This is a genomic window from Phreatobacter sp. (assembly GCF_016793595.1).
Classification (GTDB): domain Bacteria; phylum Pseudomonadota; class Alphaproteobacteria; order Rhizobiales; family Phreatobacteraceae; genus Phreatobacter.
Window position 1 is genome coordinate 18,111 of record NZ_JAEULY010000008.1, and the last position, 19,770, is coordinate 37,880.

Consider the following 19,770-nt stretch of genomic DNA (forward strand, 5'->3'; position numbering starts at 1 on the left):
GATGGTCTTTGACCTGCAACGCTTCGTCGATGCCCAGCACCCGGTCTATGCGCAGGTCGTGCGGGAACTGTCCGCAGGCCGAAAGCAGAGCCACTGGATGTGGTTCGTCTTCCCGCAGATGGCGGGCCTCGGCGAGAGTGCCAGGTCGCAATTCTATGCCATCGCCTCGCTCGACGAGGCGCGCGCCTATCTCGCTCATACCCTGCTCGGGCCGCGACTCATGGAGTGCACCGCGCTGGTTCTCGATGCGAGGGACAAGACTGCGGAAGCCATTTTCGGCGGCATCGACGCCCGCAAGCTGCAATCGTCGATGACGCTCTTCGGCAGGGCCGCGCATGAGCCTGGCCCCTGCCGCGCGGTGCTGGAGCGCTTCTACGGCGGTGAGGAAGACCGGGCGACGCTCGGTCTTCTCGGCCTCTTGTCGTCCTAAAGCGAAAAGCCGTTCTCGGCGGCCAGCGCCTTGAGGTCGGCCTCCGGGCGAGCGCCCATATGGCTGATGATCTCGGCGGCGCAGAGCGCGCCGAGCCGCAGCGACATTTCGTGGCCGAGCCCCCGCGCGTAGCCGGCGAGGAAGCCGGCCGCGAAGAGATCGCCCGCGCCGGTCGTGTCGACCACGCGCTCCACCGGATAGGCGGGCGCGGTGACGAGGTTCGCGCCCTCGGCCGCCAGCGCGCCGCTCTCGCTGCGCGTGACGACGGCGAGCCGCACCTCGGCGCGCAGCGCGTCGAGGGCGGTGGCGAAATCGGCGGTCTGGTAGAGCGATTTCAGCTCGCTTTCGTTGGCGAAGACGATGTCGACCACCTTGTCGCGCATCAGACCGAGGAATTCGTCGCGATAGCGGTCGACGCAGAACGAATCCGACAGCGTCAGCGCGACGCTGCGGCCGGCGCCGTGGGCGATGGTCGCCGCCTTGAGGAATGCCTGCTTCGCGGCCGGCGGATCCCACAGATAGCCTTCGAGATAGGTCACGCCGGCATTGGCGATGGTTTCAGCGTCCACGTCCTCGGGCGCGAGGTTCTGCGCCGCGCCGAGATAGGTGTTCATGGTGCGCTCGCCATCGGGCGTCACCAGGATGAACGAGCGCGCGGTGGCGGGGCCGTCGGTCGCCAGTGCGGTCGGGAAGTGGACGCCGGCCGCCCTGATGCCGTGGCCGAACGAGGCGCCGAGCTGGTCGTCCTTCACCTTGCCGAGGAAAGCGCCCTTCAGGCCGAGCATGCCGCAGCCGACAATGGTGTTTGCAGCCGATCCACCGGACATTTCGATGGTCTGCGACATGGCCGCATAGATCGCCTCGGCGCGCGGCTCGTCGATCAGCATCATCGCGCCCTTGGGCACATCGAGCTTCGCCAGCACGTCGTCTTCGGTGCGCGCGAGAACATCAACAATGGCGTTGCCGATGCCGGCGACGTCGTAGCGGGGTTGGGACATGAAGGGGCGGCTCCGTATGGCTTTGCGCGCCGTCTACACGCTGGAGCCGCATCCGGCAACGCCCGGAGGCGCGCGCATTTCGATTCCAAGTGATTGACTTCCCTGCCAAGTTCGGATGGTTCGACACGAAGAAGAACGATCGGGAGGCGGTGCATGCAGCTCGGCATGGTAGGGCTCGGCCGGATGGGCGCGAACATTGTGCGCCGTCTGATGCGGGCGGGCCATTCCTGCGTGGTCTTCGACGCCAATCCCGCCACGAGCGAAGCGCTTGGCCGCGAGGGTGCGGAGGTTGCCGCCTCGGTTGCGGAGTTCCGGCTGCGGCTTGGCGCTCCCCGCGCGGTCTGGGTCATGTTGCCGGCGGGCGAGGTCACCGAGGCGATGATCGGCGAACTGGCCGCCATCCTCGAACCCGGCGACACGATCATCGACGGCGGCAACACCTTCTGGAAGGACGACATCCGGCGGTCGCGGTCGCTGTCGGCGAAGGGGCTCACCTATCTCGACGTCGGCACGTCCGGCGGCGTCTGGGGCCTCGAACGGGGCTACTGCCTCATGATCGGTGGGGACGGGGCGGCCGTGGAGCGGCTCGATCCGATCTTCCGGGCGCTCGCGCCCGGGCGCGGGGACATTCCGGCATCCCGCCACCGCGAGGGGCGCGCCGGCACCGCCGAGGAAGGCTACCTCCATTGCGGGGCGAGCGGGGCCGGCCACTACGTCAAGATGATCCACAACGGCATCGAGTACGGCATGATGCAGGCCTTCGCCGAAGGCTTCGACATTCTGAACAATGCGGCCTCGGAGCGCCTGCCAGCCGATCAGCGCCTGACCCTCGACATCGCCGATATCGCCGAGGTCTGGCGGCGCGGCTCGGTGGTCACTTCGTGGCTGCTCGACCTTACCGCCGAGGCGCTGGCCGAAGACGACGGGCTTTCCGCCTACTCGGGTCATGTCGCCGATTCCGGGGAGGGACGCTGGACGGTCGAGGCGGCGATCGAACAGGCGACGCCGGCTGAGGTGCTGACCTCCGCGCTCTACACCCGCTTCCGCTCGCGGCAGGACCATACTTTCGCGGAAAAGGTGCTCTCGGCCATGCGCAAGGGCTTCGGCGGCCATCAGGAGCAGAAGACATCGTGACGGCGCGCGGCGCACAGGCGGCCGGCGCCGGCCGCGCCCTGCCCACGGCCCTCGTCGTCATGGGCGTGTCCGGCAGCGGCAAATCGACGGTTGGCATCGAAATCGCCCGCCGGCTCGGCTGGGATTTCCGCGACGGCGACGCTTTTCATCCGCCGTCGAATGTTGCGAAGATGCGTTCGGGCGCGCCGCTGACCGACGACGACCGCTGGCCCTGGCTCGACGCCATCGCGGCGGAGGTTGCCGCGCGCGAGAACCGCGGCGACCATGTCGTCATCGCCTGCTCGGCCCTCAAGCGGGCCTATCGCGACCGGCTGCGCGCATCCCGCGCCGCGATCCGTTTCGTCCACCTCGCCGGCTCGTTCGAGCTGATCGACGGCCGCATGCAGGCACGGCAGGATCATTTCATGCCGGCGAGCCTGTTGAAAAGCCAGTTCGCGACGCTGGAGCCGCTCGAACCCGACGAGGATTCGGTGACTGTGCCGGTCAACGCCGATCCCTCTGAAATTGCCGGGCTGGCGATAGCGGCATTGCGAGCCTGATCGCGTTTCAGCTGCTTTTCCGTGCAGAAATGCCCGTTTCCGCGGGCGGGGCGGCCGCGCAATGCGGGCCGGATAGGTCTGGCGTCATCCACGGATCATCCGTGACGCCACGAACGACCTCAAAGGACCCGACCCATGCTGAAGTCCCTCGCTCTCGCCACCGCCCTCGCCATCTCCGCCGTCGCGGTGAACACCTCGGCCGCCGATGCCGGCCCGCGTTTCCGTCATCGCGGCGTCGGTGTCGGCATTGCCGCCGGCCTGGTCGGCGCTGCTGTGATCGGCACGGCCATCGCCGCCTCTGCCCGCACCTGCCACGTGGAACGCCGCGCCGTCTACAACGGTTACGGCGAGGTCGTCGGCACCCGTCGCGTTCGCGTGTGCTGATCCGCCATCACCGACGTCAATGAAGGCGGAGGTCATGGCCTCCGCCTTTTTCTATGCGCGGCCGGGAAACGCCTTCCTGTGCCGGGCGAGGTCCGCGAGCGCTCCGGCTTTCAGCGTCGGCACGTCGCATTCGCCGATGACGATCGAGAAGCCGCGCGCGGCCATGTCGGAGGCATCGCGGGTCGGCGTCGGAATGATCCCAGTCAGCTTGCCAGCCTTGAGGATCGCGGCAGCCGCCTTGTCGATGGTCTTGAGCACTTCCGGGTCGGCCAGCTGGCCTAGCTTGCCGAGCGAGCCGGCAAGGTCGTTCGGGCCGATGAACAGGCAGTCCGCGCCGTCGAGCGCGGCGATCTTCCCCGCATCGCGCGCCGCGACCCCGCTTTCGACCTGAAGCGCGAGGAAGGTCTCCTCGTGCGCGACATCAGCATAGTTCTCGTGGAAGCCGTAGAGGCCCGAGCGCGAGGCGGTCGCCGCGAAACCGCGCCGCCCGCGCGGCGGATAGAGGCAGGCATTGATGATGGCCTTGGCCTGTTCCACCGTATCGACCATCGGCACCATGAACGAATGAATGCCTGCATCGAGCAGCCGCTTGAAATGGCTGAAGTCGTGGCCTGGCACGCGCACCATGGCGTCGCCGCCGCCGGCTTCGACCGCGCGCACGCATTCCAGCACGTCCTTGACGTCGAGGGGCGTGTGCTCGGTGTCGATCAGGACGATGTCGTAGCCCGCCAGCGCATAGATCTCGCAGATGACCGGCGCGCCCGTGAAGACCCAGGCACCGAGGAGCTTCTCGCCTGCCGCCAGGCGGCGCTTGATGCGATTGCGCACCGGGCCCGCCGCCGGCTTGGCCGGCTTACTCTTCGTCTCGGTCTTGCCGTAGCTCACGGGGTTGTCCTCCGGTGGTCGGGATTGCGGCCCTCGGCGAGGATCGCCGCGGCCGGTTCGATGGTCGCGAGGGTGGGAATGCTCGGCTGGGCGCCGAAGACGGTGCAGGCCAGGGAACCGGCGGCGGAGGCGAACTCGATGGCGGTCTCATAGCCCCGACGCCGATCGAGGGCGGCGGCGAAGGCCCCGCAGAACGTGTCGCCGGCCGCAGTCGTGTCGACGACCTCGACGGGCATGGCCGGCACGGCATGGCGGATGCCGTCGGCCCAGCCCATGGCGCCTTCCGCGCCGAGCGTCACGAAAACGGCATTGCCGTAGCGGGCGGAGAGGCCCGAAGCGACGGCCTCGGGATCGGCGCCATCGATGCCGTGGCCCTCGGCAAGCGCCATGATCTCGTGTTCGTTGACGACGACGATGTCGGTCATCGCCATCAGTTCCGGTGTGATCGGTCCGGCGGGAGCCCGGTTCAGCATGACGCGCAGGCCCCGCGCCTTGGCCCATCGCGCGGCGGCGCAGATTTCGGCCTCCGGTACCTCCCATTGCAGGAGCAGGGTGTCGCCCGGCCTCGTCACAAGGCCGTCCAGCGATGCGGCGCGCGCGAAGGCATTGGCGCCTGACCCGACGACGATCTGGTTCTGCCCCTTCGCATCCACCGTGATGAAGGCCGCGCCGGTTGGCGCGTCGGCCCGGACGATGCGGGTGAGATCGACGCCATCGGCGGCCAGCATGTCGAGCGCGAGATCGGCGAAGCCGTCGCGGCCGACGGCGCCCGCCAGGACGACATCGGCCCCCGCCCGGCGAGCGGCGAGCGCCTGGTTTGCCCCCTTGCCGCCCGGGACGATCGCATAGCCGGGCGCGGCCACGGTCTCGCCCGGCTTCGGCAGGGCGTCGACGCGCGTGACGAGGTCGATGTTGATGGAGCCGAAGACGATGATCATGGCGGGGAACGGTTCGCGGGTGGCAACGCTCGCCCGACTGCCGGCGGGGGTCAACCCGCAGGCGCGCGGCGCCCGTGCAGGTCGGACCTGCATCGCCGATCGCGCCGATCACGGCTTTTCATTTGCCCTCGAGGCGAAAGCGGCCCATCTGATCGCCATGACGCAGGATGCGACACCCGCTATCGAGGTCAGAAGCCTCGTCAAGAACTACGGCGAGGTACGCGCCGTGGACGGGCTGTCTTTCGCCATTCCGGCGGGATCGACCACCGCTCTGCTCGGCGGCAACGGCGCCGGCAAGTCGACGACCATCGGCATGGTCATGGGGCTCGTCCTGCCGACCTCCGGCGAGGTGCGGGTGCTCGGCGCCGACATGGTCACGCGGCGCCATGACGTGCTCCATCGGATGAATTTCGAGAGTCCCTATGTGGACATGCCGCACCGCCTCACGGTCAGGCAGAACCTCAGGGTCTTTGCGCTGCTCTACGGCGTGAGCGATGTCGCCGCGCGCATCGCCGCGCTCGCGGCCGACCTCGACCTCAAGGATTTCATCGACCGCCCGTCGGGCAAGCTGTCGGCCGGCCAGAAGACGCGCGTCGCGCTCGCCAAGGCGCTGATCAACGAGCCGGAGGTCATGCTGCTGGACGAGCCGACGGCATCGCTCGACCCCGATACCGCCGACTGGATCAGGTCGCATCTCGAGCGTTATCGCGATCGCCGAGGGGCCGCGATCCTGCTCGCTTCGCACAATATGGGGGAGGTCGAACGCCTCTGCGATCGCGTGATCATGTTCAAGAAGGGCCGGATCGAGGACGATGCCGCGCCTGCCGAGCTGGTCCGCCGCTATGGCCGCTCGAATCTCGAAGAAGTGTTCCTCGATGTCGCCCGCGGGCGCAGGGAGGCCGCCGAATGACGCGCACCAGGGTGAAGATCTGCTGCATCTCGTCCGTCAAGGAGGCCGAGATGGCGATGGCTGCAGGCGCCGACGCCCTCGGCTTCGTCGCAGCCATGCCATCGGGGCCGGGCATCGTCTCGGACGCGACCATCCGCGCGGTGACGGCGGATGTGCCGCCGCCTGTCGCGACCTTCCTGCTGTCGTCGCGCGCGACGGGCACGGACCTTGCCGAACACGTCCGCCATTGCGGCACCAACACGGTGCAGATCGTCGATCACATCGATCCTGCCGAACTCGCGGTGCTGGCGGTGTCGCTGCCGATGGTCCGGCGGGTGCAGGTGATCCACGTCGAGGGGCCGGAGGCGCTCGACCTGATCCCGCGCTACGAGCCCTATATCCACGCCTTCCTGCTCGATTCCGGCAAGCCGGGGGGCACGATGCGCGAGCTCGGCGGCACCGGTCGCACCCATGACTGGGCGGTAAGCGCGGAATTCGTGAAGCGCACGGGAAAGCCGGTCTTCCTTGCCGGCGGTCTCAGGGCCGGCAATGTCGCCGAGGCCATCGCCACGGTGAAGCCCTTTGGCGTCGATCTCTGCTCCGGCGTGCGCACGGACGGCCATCTCGACCAGGACAAGCTCGATGCCTTCATGGCGGCGGTGAGGGGCGCATGAGCTTCTCGATCCGGCGCGTCGGGGCGCTGTGCCTGCGCTACTGCTACCTCATCGCCTCGTCCTGGCCACGGCTGCTGGAGCTTGTCTACTGGCCGATCCTGAACCTTCTGACCTGGGGTTTCCTGCAGAACTACGCCATGGCTTCGACCAACCGCACGCTGTTCGTCGGCGGCGCGCTGGTCTCGGGTCTGCTGCTCTGGGAGATCCTGTTCCGTGGTCAGATCGGCTTCTCGATCTCGTTTCTGGAAGAGGTCTGGTCGCGCAATCTCGGCAACCTCCTGATGAGCCCGCTGCGTCCCTTCGAGTTCGTCGCGGCGCTGATGGTCATGAGTCTTGCGCGCCTCGCGGTCGGCCTGACCCCCACGATCATCCTGGCGGTCGCCTATTTCGGCTTTGACCTTGCGGCCCTCGGTGTCGGTTTCGTCGCCTTCTTCGCCCTTCTGGTCGTCACCGGCTGGGCGGTCGGCATCGTCGTGGCCGGTCTGATCCTGCGCCACGGGCTCGGCGCCGAGAGCCTCGCCTGGACGATCATGTTCGTGTTCTGGCCGCTCTGCTGCGTCTATTACCCGCTCGCCGTGCTGCCGGGCTGGCTGAAACCCTTCGCGCTGGCGCTGCCGCCGACCTATGTCTTCGAGGGCATGCGCGCCGTTCTGTCGGAGGGCGTGCTGCGGCTCGACTATCTCGGCGCGGCGCTGGCGCTGAACGTGCTGTGGATAGGCGCGGCCTCCGTCGCCTTCGTCATGCTGCTGAACCGCGCCCGCGACGCGGGATCGCTGCTGTCTGGCGGGGAATGAAAGCGCCGCCGTCTCCGCCTTTGGTGGAATGTCACCCCAAAACCACGGCGGCTCCTGGTTAACAGGTTCTTCACCCTCGTCTGATTGCCTCATCTGTCACAGGCCTGTTACAGATTTCGGCAGTGCAGCAATATGGCGGGAACCAGGCAGCCCTTCGGGGCGTCTTTTCCAGCCCGTCTGTAGGTCCGGCCAGGGATACCGCGAATGGCGCTCCGGCCCTCCTCTCCCTCGGAGGCATCTGAGTGCTTTATCACTGGTATGAAGCCACCCACGCCATGCTGTCGCCCTACCGGGCCATGGCGGACGCCACCAAGCTTGCGCTGACCAATCCGATCAATCCATGGGCGCACCTGCCCGTGGCGAAGCAGATCGCCGCCGCCGCCGAACTGTTCGAGCGCACGACGCGCCGCTACGGCAAGCCCGGCTTCAATCTGCCGACCGCGCTGGTCGGGGGCGAACGGGTCGCGGTGACCGAAAAGGTCGTCTGGAAGCGACCTTTCTGCGATCTCATCCATTTCCAGCGCGCCCTGCCGGAACGGCACCGGCCGGACCCCAAGGTCCTCATCGTGGCTCCGATGTCGGGCCACTACGCCACGCTGCTGCGCGGCACCGTCGAGGCTTTCCTGCCGAACCACGAGGTCTTCATCACCGACTGGATGGACGCCCGCATGGTGCCCATGGCCGAGGGCGCCTTCGATCTCGATGACTATGTCGACTACATCGTCTCCATGCTGCATTTCCTCGGGCCTGACACCCATGTCATGGCCGTCTGCCAGCCGGCGGTGCCAGCCTTCGTGGCGGTGGCGCGGATGGAGGCCGAGGACGACCCCTACGTGCCGACCACGCTGACGCTGATGGGCGGGCCGATCGATACGCGGGCCAATCCGACAGCGGTCAACAAGCTCGCCGAGGAGCGCGGCACCGACTGGTTCCGCCGCAACGTCATCACCACGGTTCCCTTTCCGCATCCCGGCATGATGCGGCCGGTCTATCCGGGCTTCCTGCAGATCACCGGGTTCATGACCATGAACCTCGACCGGCACGTCGACGCCCATCGCGAACTGTTCCGCAACCTCGTCAAGGGCGACGGCGACAGCGCCCAGAAGCACCGCGAGTTCTACGACGAGTATCTGGCGGTGATGGACCTGACCGCGGAATTCTACATGCAGACCATCGAGCGCGTCTTCGTCGAGCACCACCTGCCGCGCGGCATCATGATGCACCGCGACCGCGCCGTGGACCCGAAGGCGATCCGCCGTGTCGCGCTGCTCACCGTCGAGGGCGAGAAGGACGACATCACCGGCGGCGGGCAGACCCTGGCCGCCCACGGCCTCGCCTCCTCGATCCCCGAAGACATGCGCCATCACCACCTGCAACCAGCGGTTGGTCATTACGGCGTGTTCAATGGCTCGCGCTTCCGCGCCGATATCGCGCCGCGCGTCATGGATTTCATGCGCACCCATTCCTATCGCAGGGCTCAGGCAGCGAAGCCGAAGTCCGCGGACAAGCCGGCGGCCCTGAAAGTGCTTCGCGGCGGCAAGGCCCCGCTGGCCGCCGTGCAGGCACCCAAGAAGGACTGAGGCCGGACCAAACCCATGGCTGCCATGGGGTTGGCCGGCGCCTGCGCGCTCCGCGAGTCAAGCTGGACAATCGGAGCCGGCTGATCACGTTGGCGTTGCTGGCGTTCCGCCATGAGACTCGTCTATGGTCTCCGTCATGTCCGTCGTTCGCCGGTTCTTCCTGCGCGAGCCCGACCCGGAAGCGATCATCGTTTCCCACGAGGGCGTCGACTACTCGGTTGCGCTGCGCCGCATGCCGCAGGCGCGGCGATTCACGCTTCGCGTGCGCGCGGCCACGCGCGATGCGATCCTCACCATGCCCGCCCGCTCGCGCGTTTCCGACGCGGTCTCCTTTGCCGAAAGGCATGGCGGTTGGATCGCGACGCGGCTCGACCGCATCCCCGAGGCGCTGGCTTTCCTGCCCGGAGCGGTTGTTCCGCTGCGTGGTGTCCCGCATACCGTGCAGCATCGGCCGGATCGACGTGGCACGGTATGGGTCGAGAACGGCTCGATCCTCGTCGCTGGCGAGGCCGATTTCCTGTCACGGCGGGTGCAGGACTTCCTGAAGCGTGAGGCGCGCAAGGATCTGGAAGCGGCGACGCGCCGCTATGCCGACCGCCTCGGCGTCAAGGTCACGCGCATCGGCATTCGCGATCAGTCGAGTCGTTGGGGCTCGGCCTCATCGACCGGGGCGATCAACTATTCCTGGCGGTTGATCCTTGCGCCGCCTTTCGTGCTCGACTATCTCGCCGCCCACGAAGTCGCGCACCTGCGCGAAATGAACCATTCGTCGCGGTTCTGGCGCATCGTCCGGGAGCTTTGCCCAAGCCTCGAACCTGCCAAGGCTTGGCTGCGTGTCAACGGCGCGAACCTGCACAGATACGGATCGGGCGAATAGATCCTGGATCGTTCCGCTTTTCTCCAAAGTGCGGCAACGACCCGATGTTCTGCTTTTTGCGCGTTTTCGTCGCGCGAACCGGTGCCCGCTTCGCTCGAAAACGCTTTACCCAAGCTGCTTCTGGACGAAGACCAGGTCCAGCCGGCGGCCGAACTTCTCGCCAATTCCCGGCATACGGCCGACCTCGATGAAGCCGGCGCGGCGATGCAGCCGCAGCGACGCGCTGTTCCGGCCCTCGATGCCGCCGATGATGACGTGCTTTCCGGCCGCTTTCGCATGGGCGATGAGCGCGTCGACCAGTGCCGAGCCGACGCCCGATCCGCGTCGATCCGGCCGGACATAGACCGAATGCTCGACGGCATTGCGATAGCCGTCCCACGAGCGAAATTGCAGGTAGGAGCCGAAACCGACGACATCGCTGCCATCGATCGCAGCGAGAACGGGGTTGCCGCCGGCGAGCCGCTCCCGCCACCAGACGCGGCGGCTGTCGAGATCGACGGGGTCGTCGGTCCAGACCGCCGTGGTAGTGCGAATCGCCTCGTTGAGGATGTCGCGAATGGCGGGCAGGTCGTCCTCGGTCGCATCGCGCACCGCGACCTTGGATACCGGCGTGCCCTTCGGCGGCGACAGGTCCTTCACATAGTAGGTCGTGTCGCAGAGGCCACCATCCGGCAGCAGGGCGAAATCGGCGATATGGCCGCAGCGGGACCAGCCGCCACGCTCATAGACGCGCTTGGCCGCGTCGCTGGCCGTATCCAGGACAAGCAGCGTGCGCCCGCGCGCGATGGCTTCTTCCTCAAGCCTCCGCAGCATCGAGGCCGCGATGCCCTGCCGCCGGCCATCGGAATGGACCAGCATCTTCTTCACCTCGGCGCGATGCGGCTGGTTCGGCGGCATGTCGAGGCCGAGCTGGGAGGTGCCGATGATGCGCTCTTCGAGGAAGGCGGCGACCAGAACGGTCTGCCCGCGCGCGACCTGTTCCGCGACGCCCGCGAAGAAGGCTTCGGCATCCGCCTGCGAATAGGGGTTCATGAAGCTGACGGAGGCGCCGTTGCGCACGCAATCGGCCAGAACGGCGGCAAGACTGGGCAGATGGCGGGCGGCATCCGCCGCGTCGAGGGTCTCGATTCTGATCATCGGCGCACCCCATGCGGTCCCGAATGTGGCACGAGCACGACCGCGTAGCGGGCCGGCCTGGCCGAGCGGTTCTCGAAAACCAGCGGGCTGTCGAGCCGCATCACCCGGCAGTCGCCGGGGCCGAGATCGGTGACGAGCCCCTCGTAGGACAGCGTCAGCGTGCCCTCGAAAACCCAGACGAACTGTTCGACCGGCATGGTGACGAGGTTGTCGTAGGCGACCTGCCGGCCGGCCGGCAGCGTCACCTCCACGATATTGGTTCCCGAGGCGTTGGGCGGGGCGACGTTGCGGCGGGTGTATCCCGTCTCCGGGTCACGCCGCACCGGCGTCTCGCTGGCGCGGCGCACCGGGTCCAGCTGGGGTTGCGGCGCCTCGAACAGCTCGCCAAGGGTGACGCCGAGCGCCGCGCCCAGCTTGACCAGCAACACGGCCGTCGCGCTTGCCTCGGCGCGCTCGATCCGGGAGATCATGGCGCGCGAGACACCGGAAAGGGCGGCAAGCTGGTCGAGTGTCAGGCCCCTGGCGGCGCGCAGGTCGCGCACGCGCACCGCTACCACCTTGTCGAGATCGTCGTCGGGTCGCGCCAGATCGTCCATGATTCGAGATTATAGTTCTCAGATAATGGAATCAAGCGCGACGATACGCCTCTGCCATAGTCTCAACGGCTTCCGTCAGCCGCGCGAGATCCTCGTCGCGCGACAGGCGGTGGTCGCCATCCTTGATCAGGGTCACGACGACATCGTCTCGGGCCATCTTCTCCGCGAGCAGCATGGCGTGCCGCCAGGGCACGTCAGGATCCTGCATGCCCTGCAGGATGCGGACTGGGCAGCCGGTTTCGACCAATCCGCCGAGGACGAGATTGCGCCGGCCATCCTCGATCAGCGCCCGGGTGATCGGATAGCCGCCCTCGTCATAGGCGGAAGGCCGCACCCAGCGGCCCGTCGCCTCGATCTGCCGCTTCACCTCGTCGGGAAAGGCCGGCCACATCAGTGCCTCGGTGAAATCGGCGGCGGGGGCGATCAGCACCATGCCGGCGGGCGGTGACGCCATTTGCCGCGCGACCAGCAGGGAGATCCAGCCACCCATGGACGAGCCGACGAGGACCGGCGCGGGGCCGGCGAGCGCGACCATGGCGGCGGCTTCCTCCGCCCAGCGCGAAATCGTGCCGGCCTCGAAATCACCGTCGGATTCGCCGTGCCCGGAATAGTCGAAGCGCAGATAGGCCCGGCCGCCCGCGCGCGCGAAGGCATCCAGCGCCTCGGCCTTGGTGCCCTTCATGTCGGACTTGAAGCCGCCGAGCCAGACGATGGTCGGTCCGCGACCCTCGACACGTCGATAGGCGATGCGGCGCGCGGCGACGCCTTCGCCAACGGTGAGGAATTGCGGTTCGGCCAAGCTCGCCATCACACTGTCTCTTGAACGATTCGCCGGGCAGGGCTCGCCTGCTTAGCGGCGGCCGCAGGTCTGGGACAAGGGCGATGGGCGATTCGGGAGAGAAGGAGGGTCAGGGTCTCGACGGCCGGACGATCCTTCATGTCGTCCCGACCCTGGCCGAGGGGCGCATTTCGCGCACCGTTCTGGCGCTTGCGGCAGCCGCGGCTGCGGCCGGCGCCCGGCCGATCGTCGCGGCGGAAAAAGGTCCGCTGGTCGGCGATCTGCAGGCGGCGGGCGGCGAATGGGTCGCTTTCGACCTCGACGGCTGGAGCCCGGTCGCCGCCATCGGCAACATCGCGCATCTGCGCGGCCTGCTCGACCGGGAGGCGGTCGATCTCGTCCACGTTCATGCCCATGCGCGCTTCGCGGCGCTGTCCGGGTTGCTGGCCGCTCGCTTCGCGCGCATTCCGGTGATCGCGAGCTTCCACGGCCCGCCGGCCGAGGGCTTTGCCGGCCGCCGGCTCGACCGCACCCTGCTCGGCGCGCGCGTTGTCACGGCGCCGTCCCGCCATATCGCCGGCGTCCTGAGGTCGGGGGCGGCGGCCAAGCGCGTCGACCGCATCGCCGGCATCTCGCCGGGCTTCGACCTGACGCGCTTCGCAGCGGAGCGGATCAGCGCGCGCGAACGGGCCGATTTCCGCGCTATCGCCGGGCTCGAAGGCTCCGAGCGGGTGATCATCCACCATGCCCGCTTCCATCCGGACAAAGGCCAGGTGGTTCTGGTCGACGCCGTGCGGCTGCTGGTCAATGGCGGGCTGGACGGCACCGTGTTCCTGATCGTCTGCGACGGACCGGACCAGCCGGATTACCGCGCCATGCTGGACCAGCGGATCCGTGCGCAGGGCCTCGACGGCGTTGTCAGGCTCGTCGCCGCAGCGGAGGCGGGGCCGGCGGCGCTTGCCTCCGCCCATCTGGCGGTCGCACCGTCGATAGCGCCTGATCCGGTCGGCCGCTCGGCCGTCGAGGCCATGGCCATGGGCCTGCCGGTCGTCGCCTCCGATATCGGCGCGCTGCGCGACCTGGTGACGGCGGCGCCCTCGGCTCCGGCGGGCGAGGAGGTCGGTTTCCGGGTGCCGGCAGGCGATGCCATGGCGCTTGCCGAGGCGATCGGCCGGGCGGTCGAGCTCGACCCGCGGAGCCGCATCGCCATGTCCGGGCGTGCTGCCGCGCGGGCGCGCCGTTTCTCCCGGCCCCGCCTTCAGGACCAGATGGTCGCGATCTACCGGCGCGTCCTCGCCGATTGAGAGGCGCGACCCGCGCGCCAACCATTGACTTTCGTGGTGTTTCTACCGATCTTCCCCAGCTTCCGGAATGCCCGTCGGCCGTCCCTTGAGTCTTTCCTTATTCCAGGAGGGGCAGACGCCGCGGCGATCCGGTCCCAGTCAACGTCTGAAGGAGACGCCCCATTCGCAGGCCCATGAGAGCCGCCGCCCCCGTCGAACGCGACGGGCCGCGCATCAACGACATGATCCGCGTCCGCGAGGTCCAGCTGATCGACGCCGAAGGTGAAAACCGCGGCGTGGTCCCGACCCGCGATGCCGTGCAGATGGCCCAGGAAGCAGGCTTCGACCTCGTCGAGGTCGCGCCGAACGCCGTCCCGCCCGTCTGCAAGATCATGGACTACGGCAAGTTCAAGTTCCAGGAGCAGAAGAAGGCCGCCGAGGCCCGCCGGAACCAGAAGACTGTCGAGGTCAAGGAGATCAAGCTGCGTCCCGGCATCGACGATCACGACTACGATACGAAGATGAAGGCGATGAAGCGGTTCTTCGAGGAAGGCGACAAGGTGAAGGTGACCCTGCGCTTCCGCGGTCGTGAGATGGCGCATATGGATCTCGGCGTGAAGGTTCTCGACCGGGTCAAGGTCGATACGGTGAACATCGCCAAGGTCGAGCAGGAATCGCGCCTCGAAGGCCGGCAGATGATCATGGTGCTTGCGCCGAAATGAGCCTTGTGCCCGGCGCCAGCGCCACGGCATCGTTCCAGCGCCTGCGAGACCTCCTCGCAGGCGTTCGCATGTCAGCTGCCAGCCGGGGAACGCCCAAGCCATGACCGACACCGCCTCGTCCCGCCGGACCGACATCGCGACCCTGCGGCGGGAGCTTGCCGCCGCCCTCAGGCTTGCCGCGCGCTTCGACCTCAACGAGGGCATCTGCAACCATTTTTCGGTCGTCGTGCCGGGGCGCGACGAGCGCTATCTGATCAATCCCTACGGCATCCACTGGGGCGAGGTGCGGCCGGACGACCTGCTGCTGATCGACGGTGAAGGCGCGATCCACGAAGGCTGGGGCGAGGTCGAGGCCACCGCGCGCAACATCCACATCGCCGGCCACCGCGCCAATCCGCGCCATCAGGCGATCCTGCACGTCCACATGCCGCATGCGACCGCGCTGACCATGGTCGAGGGCGGCAAGCTGGAAATGGCGCACCAGACCGCCTGCCGCTTTCTCGACCGCACCGCCTACCAGGGCTTCGGCGGCGTCGCACTGAACGCCGAGGAGGGCGAGCGGATCGCGCAGGCACAGAAGGACAATCCGCATGCGGACATCATCTTTCTGGAGCATCACGGGGTGACGATCGGCGGGCCGACCGTGGCCGTCGCTTTCGACGATCTCTATTATCTCGAGCGGGCCTGCCGGCAGCAGATCCTCGCCCAGTCGACGGGTCTCAGGCTGAAGATCATTCCGCCCGATCAGCAGAAGCAGACCGCGCGCGAGTGGATGCAGGTTCTGGACTATCAGGCCAACAAGCACTTCGATGCGCTGATGCGGCTGCATGGTCTCTAGCAGCCAAGCATGCGCCGGGATCACGATTTTGCGGGCCTCATGGCGCCCGAGATTGGAATCGTGCTAAACGGCGGGCATCTGATTGATGCCGATCAAGGCCGGCAAGCGGCGGGTGGCGGCATGATGGTTCGTCCCCCGAACGTCACCGGGGCTCGAACTGACCGGAACGAGCCATGACCTACTCACACCATTTCGAGAATGCCGTCGCCCGCCTGAAGGACGAGCGGCGCTATCGCGTCTTCGCCGATCTCGAACGCTCCGTCGGCACCTTTCCGCGCGCGACCTGGCATGGCCCGGACGGCGCGCGCGAGGTCGTCATCTGGTGCTCCAACGACTATCTCGGCATGGGCCATCATCCCGACGTGATCGAGGCCATGGCCGGCACCGCGCGCCGCATGGGCGCGGGCGCGGGCGGCACCCGCAACATTTCCGGCACGTCCCATCCCGTGGTCGAACTGGAGCGCGAGCTCGCCGATCTCCACGGCAAGGAGGCGGCGCTCGTCTTCACCTCCGGCTACATCTCCAATCAGGCCGGCATCTCGACCATCGCCCGGCTCCTGCCGGACTGCCTGATCCTGTCGGACGCGCTGAACCACAATTCGATGATCGAGGGCGTGCGGCAGGCCGGCTGCGAGAAGCAGGTTTTCCGCCACAACGATGTCGGCCATCTCGAAAGCCTGCTGCTGGCGGCAGGTCCCGCGCGCAACAAGCTGATCGTCTTCGAGAGCATCTATTCGATGGACGGCGATATCGGACCGATCCGCGAGATTTGCGACCTCGCCGAGCGCTATCGCGCCATGACCTATATCGACGAGGTCCATGCCGTCGGCATGTACGGGCCGCGCGGCGCCGGCGTTGCCGAGCGTGACGGCCAGATGTCCCGGATCGACGTGGTCGAGGGCACGCTCGGCAAGGCGTTCGGCGTGATGGGCGGCTATATCGCCGGCTCGGCGGCGCTGGTCGACGCCGTGCGCAGCCATGCGGCCGGTTTCATCTTCACGACGGCCATGCCGCCGGCTGTCGCCGCCGCCGCGACGGCGGCGATCCGGCATCTCAAGACCTCGTCCGCCGAGCGCGACCTGCAGCAGCGTCAGGCGGCGCGGGCCAAGCGCGTGCTGTCGCTGGCCGGTCTGCCGGTCATGCCGTCCGACACCCATATCGTGCCGGTGCTGGTGGGCGACGCGGAGAAGTGCAAGGCCGCGAGCGATCTCCTGCTCCGTCGCCACGGCATCTACATCCAGCCGATCAACTACCCGACCGTGCCCCGCGGCACGGAGCGCCTGCGCATCACGCCCGGCCCGGCTCATACCGATGCGATGGTCGACGATCTGGCGGCAGCGCTGCTGGACGTCTGGCTGGAATTCGGCCTGCCGCACCAGCCCTATCGGGCGGCGGCGGAATAGCCGCCCGCAATCACGCCGGAGCGAGATCCGGCGACACGCGCATGCGCGCCAGCGGCAGGCGCGCGATGACGCGGTCGATCTCGGCGGGTCGCATCAGGCGGAAGCGCACCGGCGCCTTGTGGACGTCGGCCGTCGGCTTGCCCATCGAAACGCGCCAGGCTTCCACCAGCGCCTCGTAGGTATGGGCGTCGATGCCGGCGACATGGCAGATCGCGCCGAGGGCCTTCTCGTCATCGCGCTCGATGATCTTGCGGCCGGCATCGGCGTCGCGGCCGATGCACCGCATCAGCAGGTCCATCGCGCCGAAAATCTCCCGCTCGGCGCAGAGTTCCACCAGCTTGTCGGTGAGCGCCTCGCCGGTCAGCATTTCCTTCGGCACGACAGCGCCGATCCGGGCGCTCAGATCGGCCGGACAGTCGGCGCGCTGCACCAGCGCCGATCGGATCGTCGGATCGCTGCCGTGAAGCTCCGCGATCCGATCGAGCCCCTCGCGCGAGAACCGCGCGCCGGCATTGCGCATCAGCATCAGGACGGTGCCCGGCTCGCCATGTTCGGCAATTACCTCGGCCAGCGGCGAGGACAGCGCCGAGCGCCGGGCGATGATCTTCATGTGCTCCTGTCGCTCGGGCACGCATACGCGCATCAGCAGGTCGTCGGTCAGTTCCGGCGCCGTGAGGATGGCCTCGGCCACAGTGACGACGTCGACGGCGAGTGTCAGGGTCGATTCCGGCAGGGTCCCGACACAGCGCGCAAGCTTCGGCGAGGCGCGGACACGGCTCGGCAGCGGAGCTTCCCGCAGAGCCTGCGCGACGATGTTGTCGAAGACCTGCGCCTTGCGCGAGGCGGCATCGGGCCGTTCGCGGCTGACCTGATCGACAAGCTCCTCCACCAACGCACCGCGCAGCTTCGGTGCGAGGGCGCCGATCATGGCATTGATCGGTTCCAGGGCTTCGTCGAGCTTGGCTGTCATTCTTCGTGACCTTTTGGCCGATATTGCTGGACGTTCCTTAATCTCCGCTAAAGGCGCACGCGCGCCCGGTTTCGCACGGGGATGCAGGGTGAGCCGGGCGTTCAGCTTGCGGCAGGGCTCTCCGCAGCGATGTCGAAGATCCGCGTCGTCGTGGCCGCGCGCGGCGCCGCAGGCTTGAGCGGCCGCAACTCGGCATCAATCATCGCCTCGGTGACACGGCCGTAGCGACCGAGAATGCTGCGCCGGTCGGGAGCGGTGCGGCGCCAGCGTCGGCAGATGGCCTCCACCAGCGACACATGGACATGCTCGTTGAGAGCCACGGCCCGGCCCAGCGCCTCGAAAGGCTCCAGCCGCCCGCGCGCGAGCGTCGCCACCAGAGCATCGCGCGTGATGCCGAGCGCCTCGCCGAGACTTTCGACCGCCGGCAGGACCCGATCCGTGACGGCGAGCAGCGTCACCGCTTCCGAGAGCGACATGGACCCCGCCTGAACCGCCCGGCGTACATCCTCGGTGGCGATATGCGTGTCCTGTTCCAGCCGCATGCGCCGGACCTTGGCGGGAATCGCGTCCGAAGCGCTCTTCTGGGCCTCTTCGACAGCTGCCTTGTCGAGTTTCTCGTAGAGAAGCGGCTTCATGCTGTCGGGAACGACCGCCGCGAGCCGGCGCGCATCATCGAGGCCGAGGTCGCGCCTCGCGCAGAGTTGTTCCTGCAGGGCGTGGTCGTGGGAAGCACGGGTGACGAGCCGCTCGCGAGCCCTGGGTGACAGTTCGAGCCGCGCATTGGCCGCCAGATGACGCACCGTGCGCGCGTCGCCTGCCTCCGCCAGGGTCTCGGCTGCCTCGGCCGAGAGGTCGTCGCGGCCGGCCATGATCCGCATGTCGATGAAGCGGCGGTGCTTCCCGAGCGTCCGGATGGTCGCCGCGTCCGCGATCCGGTGGCTCTGCGAGATTTCCGAGACGAGTTCCTCATCCTTGTCGATAGCCGCGAAGGTCCGCGGCAGATCGAGATCCAGCGCGCCGAAGGCGCGGGCGAAATGGGCCCGCTCGGCGATCGCCATCGGTGGCAGCAGATGGGCGACGATGCGGTCGAGCCGCTCCTGCGCGCGGATGGACGGCCGCAGTCTGTCGGGGCCGAATTGGGCAAGGATGCTGCCGACGAGCGCCTGCTGCATCTGCGGCGTCATCTGATCGACTGCAGCCAGAACCTGTTCGACCGGGTTTTCGAGCGAGGGGAGCATGGCGCGTACGGAGGGGAAGGTACTTTCCCCAGCGACAATGACCGTTGATCGATAACGTTGGGTAAACTTGGCGCTGCGGTCAGAACAAAATGGCGGTAGCCCGTGACCGCAGGACCGTCGTGCAAAACCGCCCCACCCGCCGCGCGAAGGCGCGCTCCGGCGATGCGCCGGGCGCGTGCCCGCCAAGGGCGCGGTAGCGTTCGGCCGGAATCAACAGTCCCTGCTGCGGGTTAGGGCCGAGGCCGACGAGGAAGGCGATCCTGGCGGCAGCCGCCGCGAGGCTTTGCGCCATTCCGTAGTCCTCGCTGCCGAGCCCGAATACCGCTGCGCGCCGGAGACCGGCCGGCCTGCGCGAGGCCGCCTCGAGAAAGCTGCGCACCTCGCGGACCCAGCCTTCGTCGACCACTGTCCCGGGTGCGATGAACATCAGCCACGGCGCCTTGGCCGAACGGGCCGCGGCCTGCAGGCGCTCGCCGCGATCCGCCGGGCCGGCCATGAAGCGGCAGCCCGCGACATCGGCGACGGCCTCGGTATCGTCGCTCGACCCGCCATCGGCCACGATGGCCTCGACGACAAGGCCATCCGCCGCGCCTGAGACGAGCGAGGCGAGGGTCGGCACGAGCCTGCGTTCATCGTTGAGCGTGGGGATGATGACGCTGATCACGGGGCGCGGAGCAATCCTA

The 19,770-nt window shown here is 67.9% G+C and carries 22 protein-coding genes and 1 pseudogene; 13 read left to right on the forward strand and 10 right to left on the reverse strand.

All coding sequences use genetic code 11. The features are described 5' to 3' along the window. The first annotated feature begins 1 nt into the window (after position 1). Complete coding sequence (locus JNK84_RS10605; protein ID WP_293423848.1) at positions 2–430, forward strand: DUF1810 domain-containing protein; 429 nt, start codon at positions 2–4, stop codon at positions 428–430. Here the strand turns inward: JNK84_RS10605 and JNK84_RS10610 are convergent. Beyond that, on the reverse strand, positions 427–1,428 hold the full coding sequence (locus JNK84_RS10610; RefSeq protein ID WP_293423850.1) for an adenosine kinase: 1,002 nt from the start codon (positions 1,426–1,428) through the stop codon (positions 427–429). The genes JNK84_RS10605 and JNK84_RS10610 overlap by 4 nt on opposite strands. A 153-nt stretch (positions 1,429–1,581) precedes the next feature. On the opposite strand from JNK84_RS10610, the gene gnd reads away from it, so the two are divergent. The 3 genes from gnd to JNK84_RS10625 all read left to right on the forward strand — a co-directional run bounded on the left by gnd (position 1,582) and on the right by JNK84_RS10625 (position 3,485). Further along, positions 1,582–2,562, forward strand: a complete 981-nt coding sequence (gnd, locus tag JNK84_RS10615) for a phosphogluconate dehydrogenase (NAD(+)-dependent, decarboxylating) (RefSeq protein WP_293423852.1) — start codon at positions 1,582–1,584, stop codon at positions 2,560–2,562. Next, on the forward strand, positions 2,559–3,101 hold the full coding sequence (locus JNK84_RS10620; protein ID WP_293423854.1) for a gluconokinase: 543 nt from the start codon (positions 2,559–2,561) through the stop codon (positions 3,099–3,101). Before gnd ends, JNK84_RS10620 begins: the two co-directional genes overlap by 4 nt. 135 nt (positions 3,102–3,236) lie before the next feature. Continuing rightward, positions 3,237–3,485: a hypothetical protein gene (locus JNK84_RS10625; RefSeq protein ID WP_293423856.1), complete on the forward strand. Its 249-nt coding sequence runs from the start codon at positions 3,237–3,239 to the stop codon at positions 3,483–3,485. Between the two features lie 51 nt (positions 3,486–3,536). Here JNK84_RS10625 and JNK84_RS10630 read toward each other — a convergent pair whose 3' ends face one another. Then, positions 3,537–4,370 (reverse strand): HpcH/HpaI aldolase family protein, encoded by an 834-nt coding sequence (locus tag JNK84_RS10630; protein ID WP_293423858.1) that lies wholly within the window; start codon positions 4,368–4,370, stop codon positions 3,537–3,539. Continuing rightward, positions 4,367–5,308: a ribokinase gene (locus tag JNK84_RS10635; protein WP_293423860.1), complete on the reverse strand. Its 942-nt coding sequence runs from the start codon at positions 5,306–5,308 to the stop codon at positions 4,367–4,369. Before JNK84_RS10635 ends, JNK84_RS10630 begins: the two co-directional genes overlap by 4 nt. A 157-nt stretch (positions 5,309–5,465) precedes the next feature. Between JNK84_RS10635 and JNK84_RS10640 the strand changes: the two genes are divergently transcribed. The 5 genes from JNK84_RS10640 (at position 5,466) to JNK84_RS10660 (ending at position 10,122) form a co-directional block, all read left to right on the forward strand. Further along, the gene (locus tag JNK84_RS10640) at positions 5,466–6,218 is read left to right on the forward strand and encodes an ABC transporter ATP-binding protein (protein WP_293423955.1); all 753 of its coding nucleotides are present in this window, start codon (positions 5,466–5,468) and stop codon (positions 6,216–6,218) included. After that, on the forward strand, positions 6,215–6,871 hold the full coding sequence (locus tag JNK84_RS10645; RefSeq protein WP_293423862.1) for a phosphoribosylanthranilate isomerase: 657 nt from the start codon (positions 6,215–6,217) through the stop codon (positions 6,869–6,871). Before JNK84_RS10640 ends, JNK84_RS10645 begins: the two co-directional genes overlap by 4 nt. Beyond that, the gene (locus JNK84_RS10650; protein WP_293423864.1) at positions 6,868–7,665 is read left to right on the forward strand and encodes an ABC transporter permease; all 798 of its coding nucleotides are present in this window, start codon (positions 6,868–6,870) and stop codon (positions 7,663–7,665) included. The genes JNK84_RS10645 and JNK84_RS10650 overlap by 4 nt, the downstream gene beginning before the upstream one ends. Positions 7,666–7,907: 242 nt before the next feature. Next, positions 7,908–9,245, forward strand: a complete 1,338-nt coding sequence (locus JNK84_RS10655) for a polyhydroxyalkanoate depolymerase (protein WP_293423866.1) — start codon at positions 7,908–7,910, stop codon at positions 9,243–9,245. Between the two features lie 136 nt (positions 9,246–9,381). After that, the gene (locus tag JNK84_RS10660; RefSeq protein ID WP_293423868.1) at positions 9,382–10,122 is read left to right on the forward strand and encodes a M48 family metallopeptidase; all 741 of its coding nucleotides are present in this window, start codon (positions 9,382–9,384) and stop codon (positions 10,120–10,122) included. 105 nt (positions 10,123–10,227) lie between these two features. Here the strand turns inward: JNK84_RS10660 and JNK84_RS10665 are convergent, their stop codons facing one another. The 4 genes and pseudogenes from JNK84_RS10665 to JNK84_RS10680 form a co-directional block, all read right to left on the reverse strand. Beyond that, a complete protein-coding gene (locus tag JNK84_RS10665; protein ID WP_441343228.1) occupies positions 10,228–10,713 on the reverse strand; it encodes a GNAT family N-acetyltransferase in 486 nt (161 codons plus the stop codon). 117 nt (positions 10,714–10,830) lie between these two features. Next, a pseudogene (locus JNK84_RS10670) lies at positions 10,831–11,259 on the reverse strand (GNAT family N-acetyltransferase); the annotation flags it as partial. After that, complete coding sequence (locus tag JNK84_RS10675; protein ID WP_293423870.1) at positions 11,256–11,855, reverse strand: helix-turn-helix domain-containing protein; 600 nt, start codon at positions 11,853–11,855, stop codon at positions 11,256–11,258. The gene JNK84_RS10675 and the pseudogene JNK84_RS10670, both read right to left, overlap by 4 nt. Positions 11,856–11,886: 31 nt before the next feature. Continuing rightward, positions 11,887–12,663: an alpha/beta hydrolase gene (locus JNK84_RS10680; protein WP_293423872.1), complete on the reverse strand. Its 777-nt coding sequence runs from the start codon at positions 12,661–12,663 to the stop codon at positions 11,887–11,889. 74 nt (positions 12,664–12,737) lie between these two features. Between JNK84_RS10680 and JNK84_RS10685 the strand changes: the two genes are divergently transcribed. From JNK84_RS10685 to hemA, 4 genes are all read left to right on the forward strand, one after another. Continuing rightward, a complete protein-coding gene (locus JNK84_RS10685; RefSeq protein WP_293423874.1) occupies positions 12,738–13,937 on the forward strand; it encodes a glycosyltransferase in 1,200 nt (399 codons plus the stop codon). Between the two features lie 161 nt (positions 13,938–14,098). Beyond that, positions 14,099–14,638 carry a translation initiation factor IF-3 gene (gene infC / locus JNK84_RS10690; protein ID WP_293423959.1) on the forward strand — a complete coding sequence of 180 codons (540 nt, stop codon included), beginning with the start codon at positions 14,099–14,101 and terminating at the stop codon, positions 14,636–14,638. Positions 14,639–14,738: 100 nt separating this feature from the next. Next, positions 14,739–15,476 (forward strand): aldolase, encoded by a 738-nt coding sequence (locus JNK84_RS10695; RefSeq protein WP_293423876.1) that lies wholly within the window; start codon positions 14,739–14,741, stop codon positions 15,474–15,476. 173 nt (positions 15,477–15,649) lie between these two features. Then, positions 15,650–16,879 carry a 5-aminolevulinate synthase gene (gene hemA, locus JNK84_RS10700; RefSeq protein ID WP_293423878.1) on the forward strand — a complete coding sequence of 410 codons (1,230 nt, stop codon included), beginning with the start codon at positions 15,650–15,652 and terminating at the stop codon, positions 16,877–16,879. A gap of 10 nt (positions 16,880–16,889) precedes the next feature. On the opposite strand, the gene JNK84_RS10705 is transcribed toward hemA, so the two are convergent. The 3 genes from JNK84_RS10705 to JNK84_RS10715 all read right to left on the reverse strand — a co-directional run bounded on the left by JNK84_RS10705 (position 16,890) and on the right by JNK84_RS10715 (position 19,751). Continuing rightward, on the reverse strand, positions 16,890–17,849 hold the full coding sequence (locus JNK84_RS10705) for a DUF2336 domain-containing protein (RefSeq protein WP_293423880.1): 960 nt from the start codon (positions 17,847–17,849) through the stop codon (positions 16,890–16,892). Positions 17,850–17,950: 101 nt separating this feature from the next. Continuing rightward, positions 17,951–19,087: a DUF2336 domain-containing protein gene (locus JNK84_RS10710; protein WP_293423882.1), complete on the reverse strand. Its 1,137-nt coding sequence runs from the start codon at positions 19,085–19,087 to the stop codon at positions 17,951–17,953. A 79-nt stretch (positions 19,088–19,166) separates the two neighbouring features. Further along, a complete protein-coding gene (locus tag JNK84_RS10715) occupies positions 19,167–19,751 on the reverse strand; it encodes a glycosyltransferase (protein WP_293423884.1) in 585 nt (194 codons plus the stop codon). Between the last annotated feature and the right edge of the window lie 19 nt (positions 19,752–19,770).

Bases quoted from the DNA above. Each gene is read 5' to 3' on its own strand.
- JNK84_RS10605 (WP_293423848.1), top strand. From the start codon at position 2: ATGGTCTTTGACCTGCAACGCTTCGTCGATGCCCAGCACCCGGTCTAT.
- JNK84_RS10610 (WP_293423850.1), bottom strand. From the start codon at position 1,428: ATGTCCCAACCCCGCTACGACGTCGCCGGCATCGGCAACGCCATTGTT.
- gnd (WP_293423852.1), top strand. From the start codon at position 1,582: ATGCAGCTCGGCATGGTAGGGCTCGGCCGGATGGGCGCGAACATTGTG.
- JNK84_RS10625 (WP_293423856.1), top strand. From the start codon at position 3,237: ATGCTGAAGTCCCTCGCTCTCGCCACCGCCCTCGCCATCTCCGCCGTC.
- JNK84_RS10635 (WP_293423860.1), bottom strand. From the start codon at position 5,308: ATGATCATCGTCTTCGGCTCCATCAACATCGACCTCGTCACGCGCGTC.
- JNK84_RS10640 (WP_293423955.1), top strand. From the start codon at position 5,466: ATGACGCAGGATGCGACACCCGCTATCGAGGTCAGAAGCCTCGTCAAG.
- JNK84_RS10645 (WP_293423862.1), top strand. From the start codon at position 6,215: ATGACGCGCACCAGGGTGAAGATCTGCTGCATCTCGTCCGTCAAGGAG.
- JNK84_RS10650 (WP_293423864.1), top strand. From the start codon at position 6,868: ATGAGCTTCTCGATCCGGCGCGTCGGGGCGCTGTGCCTGCGCTACTGC.
- JNK84_RS10660 (WP_293423868.1), top strand. From the start codon at position 9,382: ATGTCCGTCGTTCGCCGGTTCTTCCTGCGCGAGCCCGACCCGGAAGCG.
- JNK84_RS10675 (WP_293423870.1), bottom strand. From the start codon at position 11,855: ATGGACGATCTGGCGCGACCCGACGACGATCTCGACAAGGTGGTAGCG.
- JNK84_RS10680 (WP_293423872.1), bottom strand. From the start codon at position 12,663: ATGGCGAGCTTGGCCGAACCGCAATTCCTCACCGTTGGCGAAGGCGTC.
- JNK84_RS10685 (WP_293423874.1), top strand. From the start codon at position 12,738: ATGGGCGATTCGGGAGAGAAGGAGGGTCAGGGTCTCGACGGCCGGACG.
- JNK84_RS10695 (WP_293423876.1), top strand. From the start codon at position 14,739: ATGACCGACACCGCCTCGTCCCGCCGGACCGACATCGCGACCCTGCGG.
- hemA (WP_293423878.1), top strand. From the start codon at position 15,650: ATGACCTACTCACACCATTTCGAGAATGCCGTCGCCCGCCTGAAGGAC.
- JNK84_RS10705 (WP_293423880.1), bottom strand. From the start codon at position 17,849: ATGACAGCCAAGCTCGACGAAGCCCTGGAACCGATCAATGCCATGATC.
- JNK84_RS10710 (WP_293423882.1), bottom strand. From the start codon at position 19,087: ATGCTCCCCTCGCTCGAAAACCCGGTCGAACAGGTTCTGGCTGCAGTC.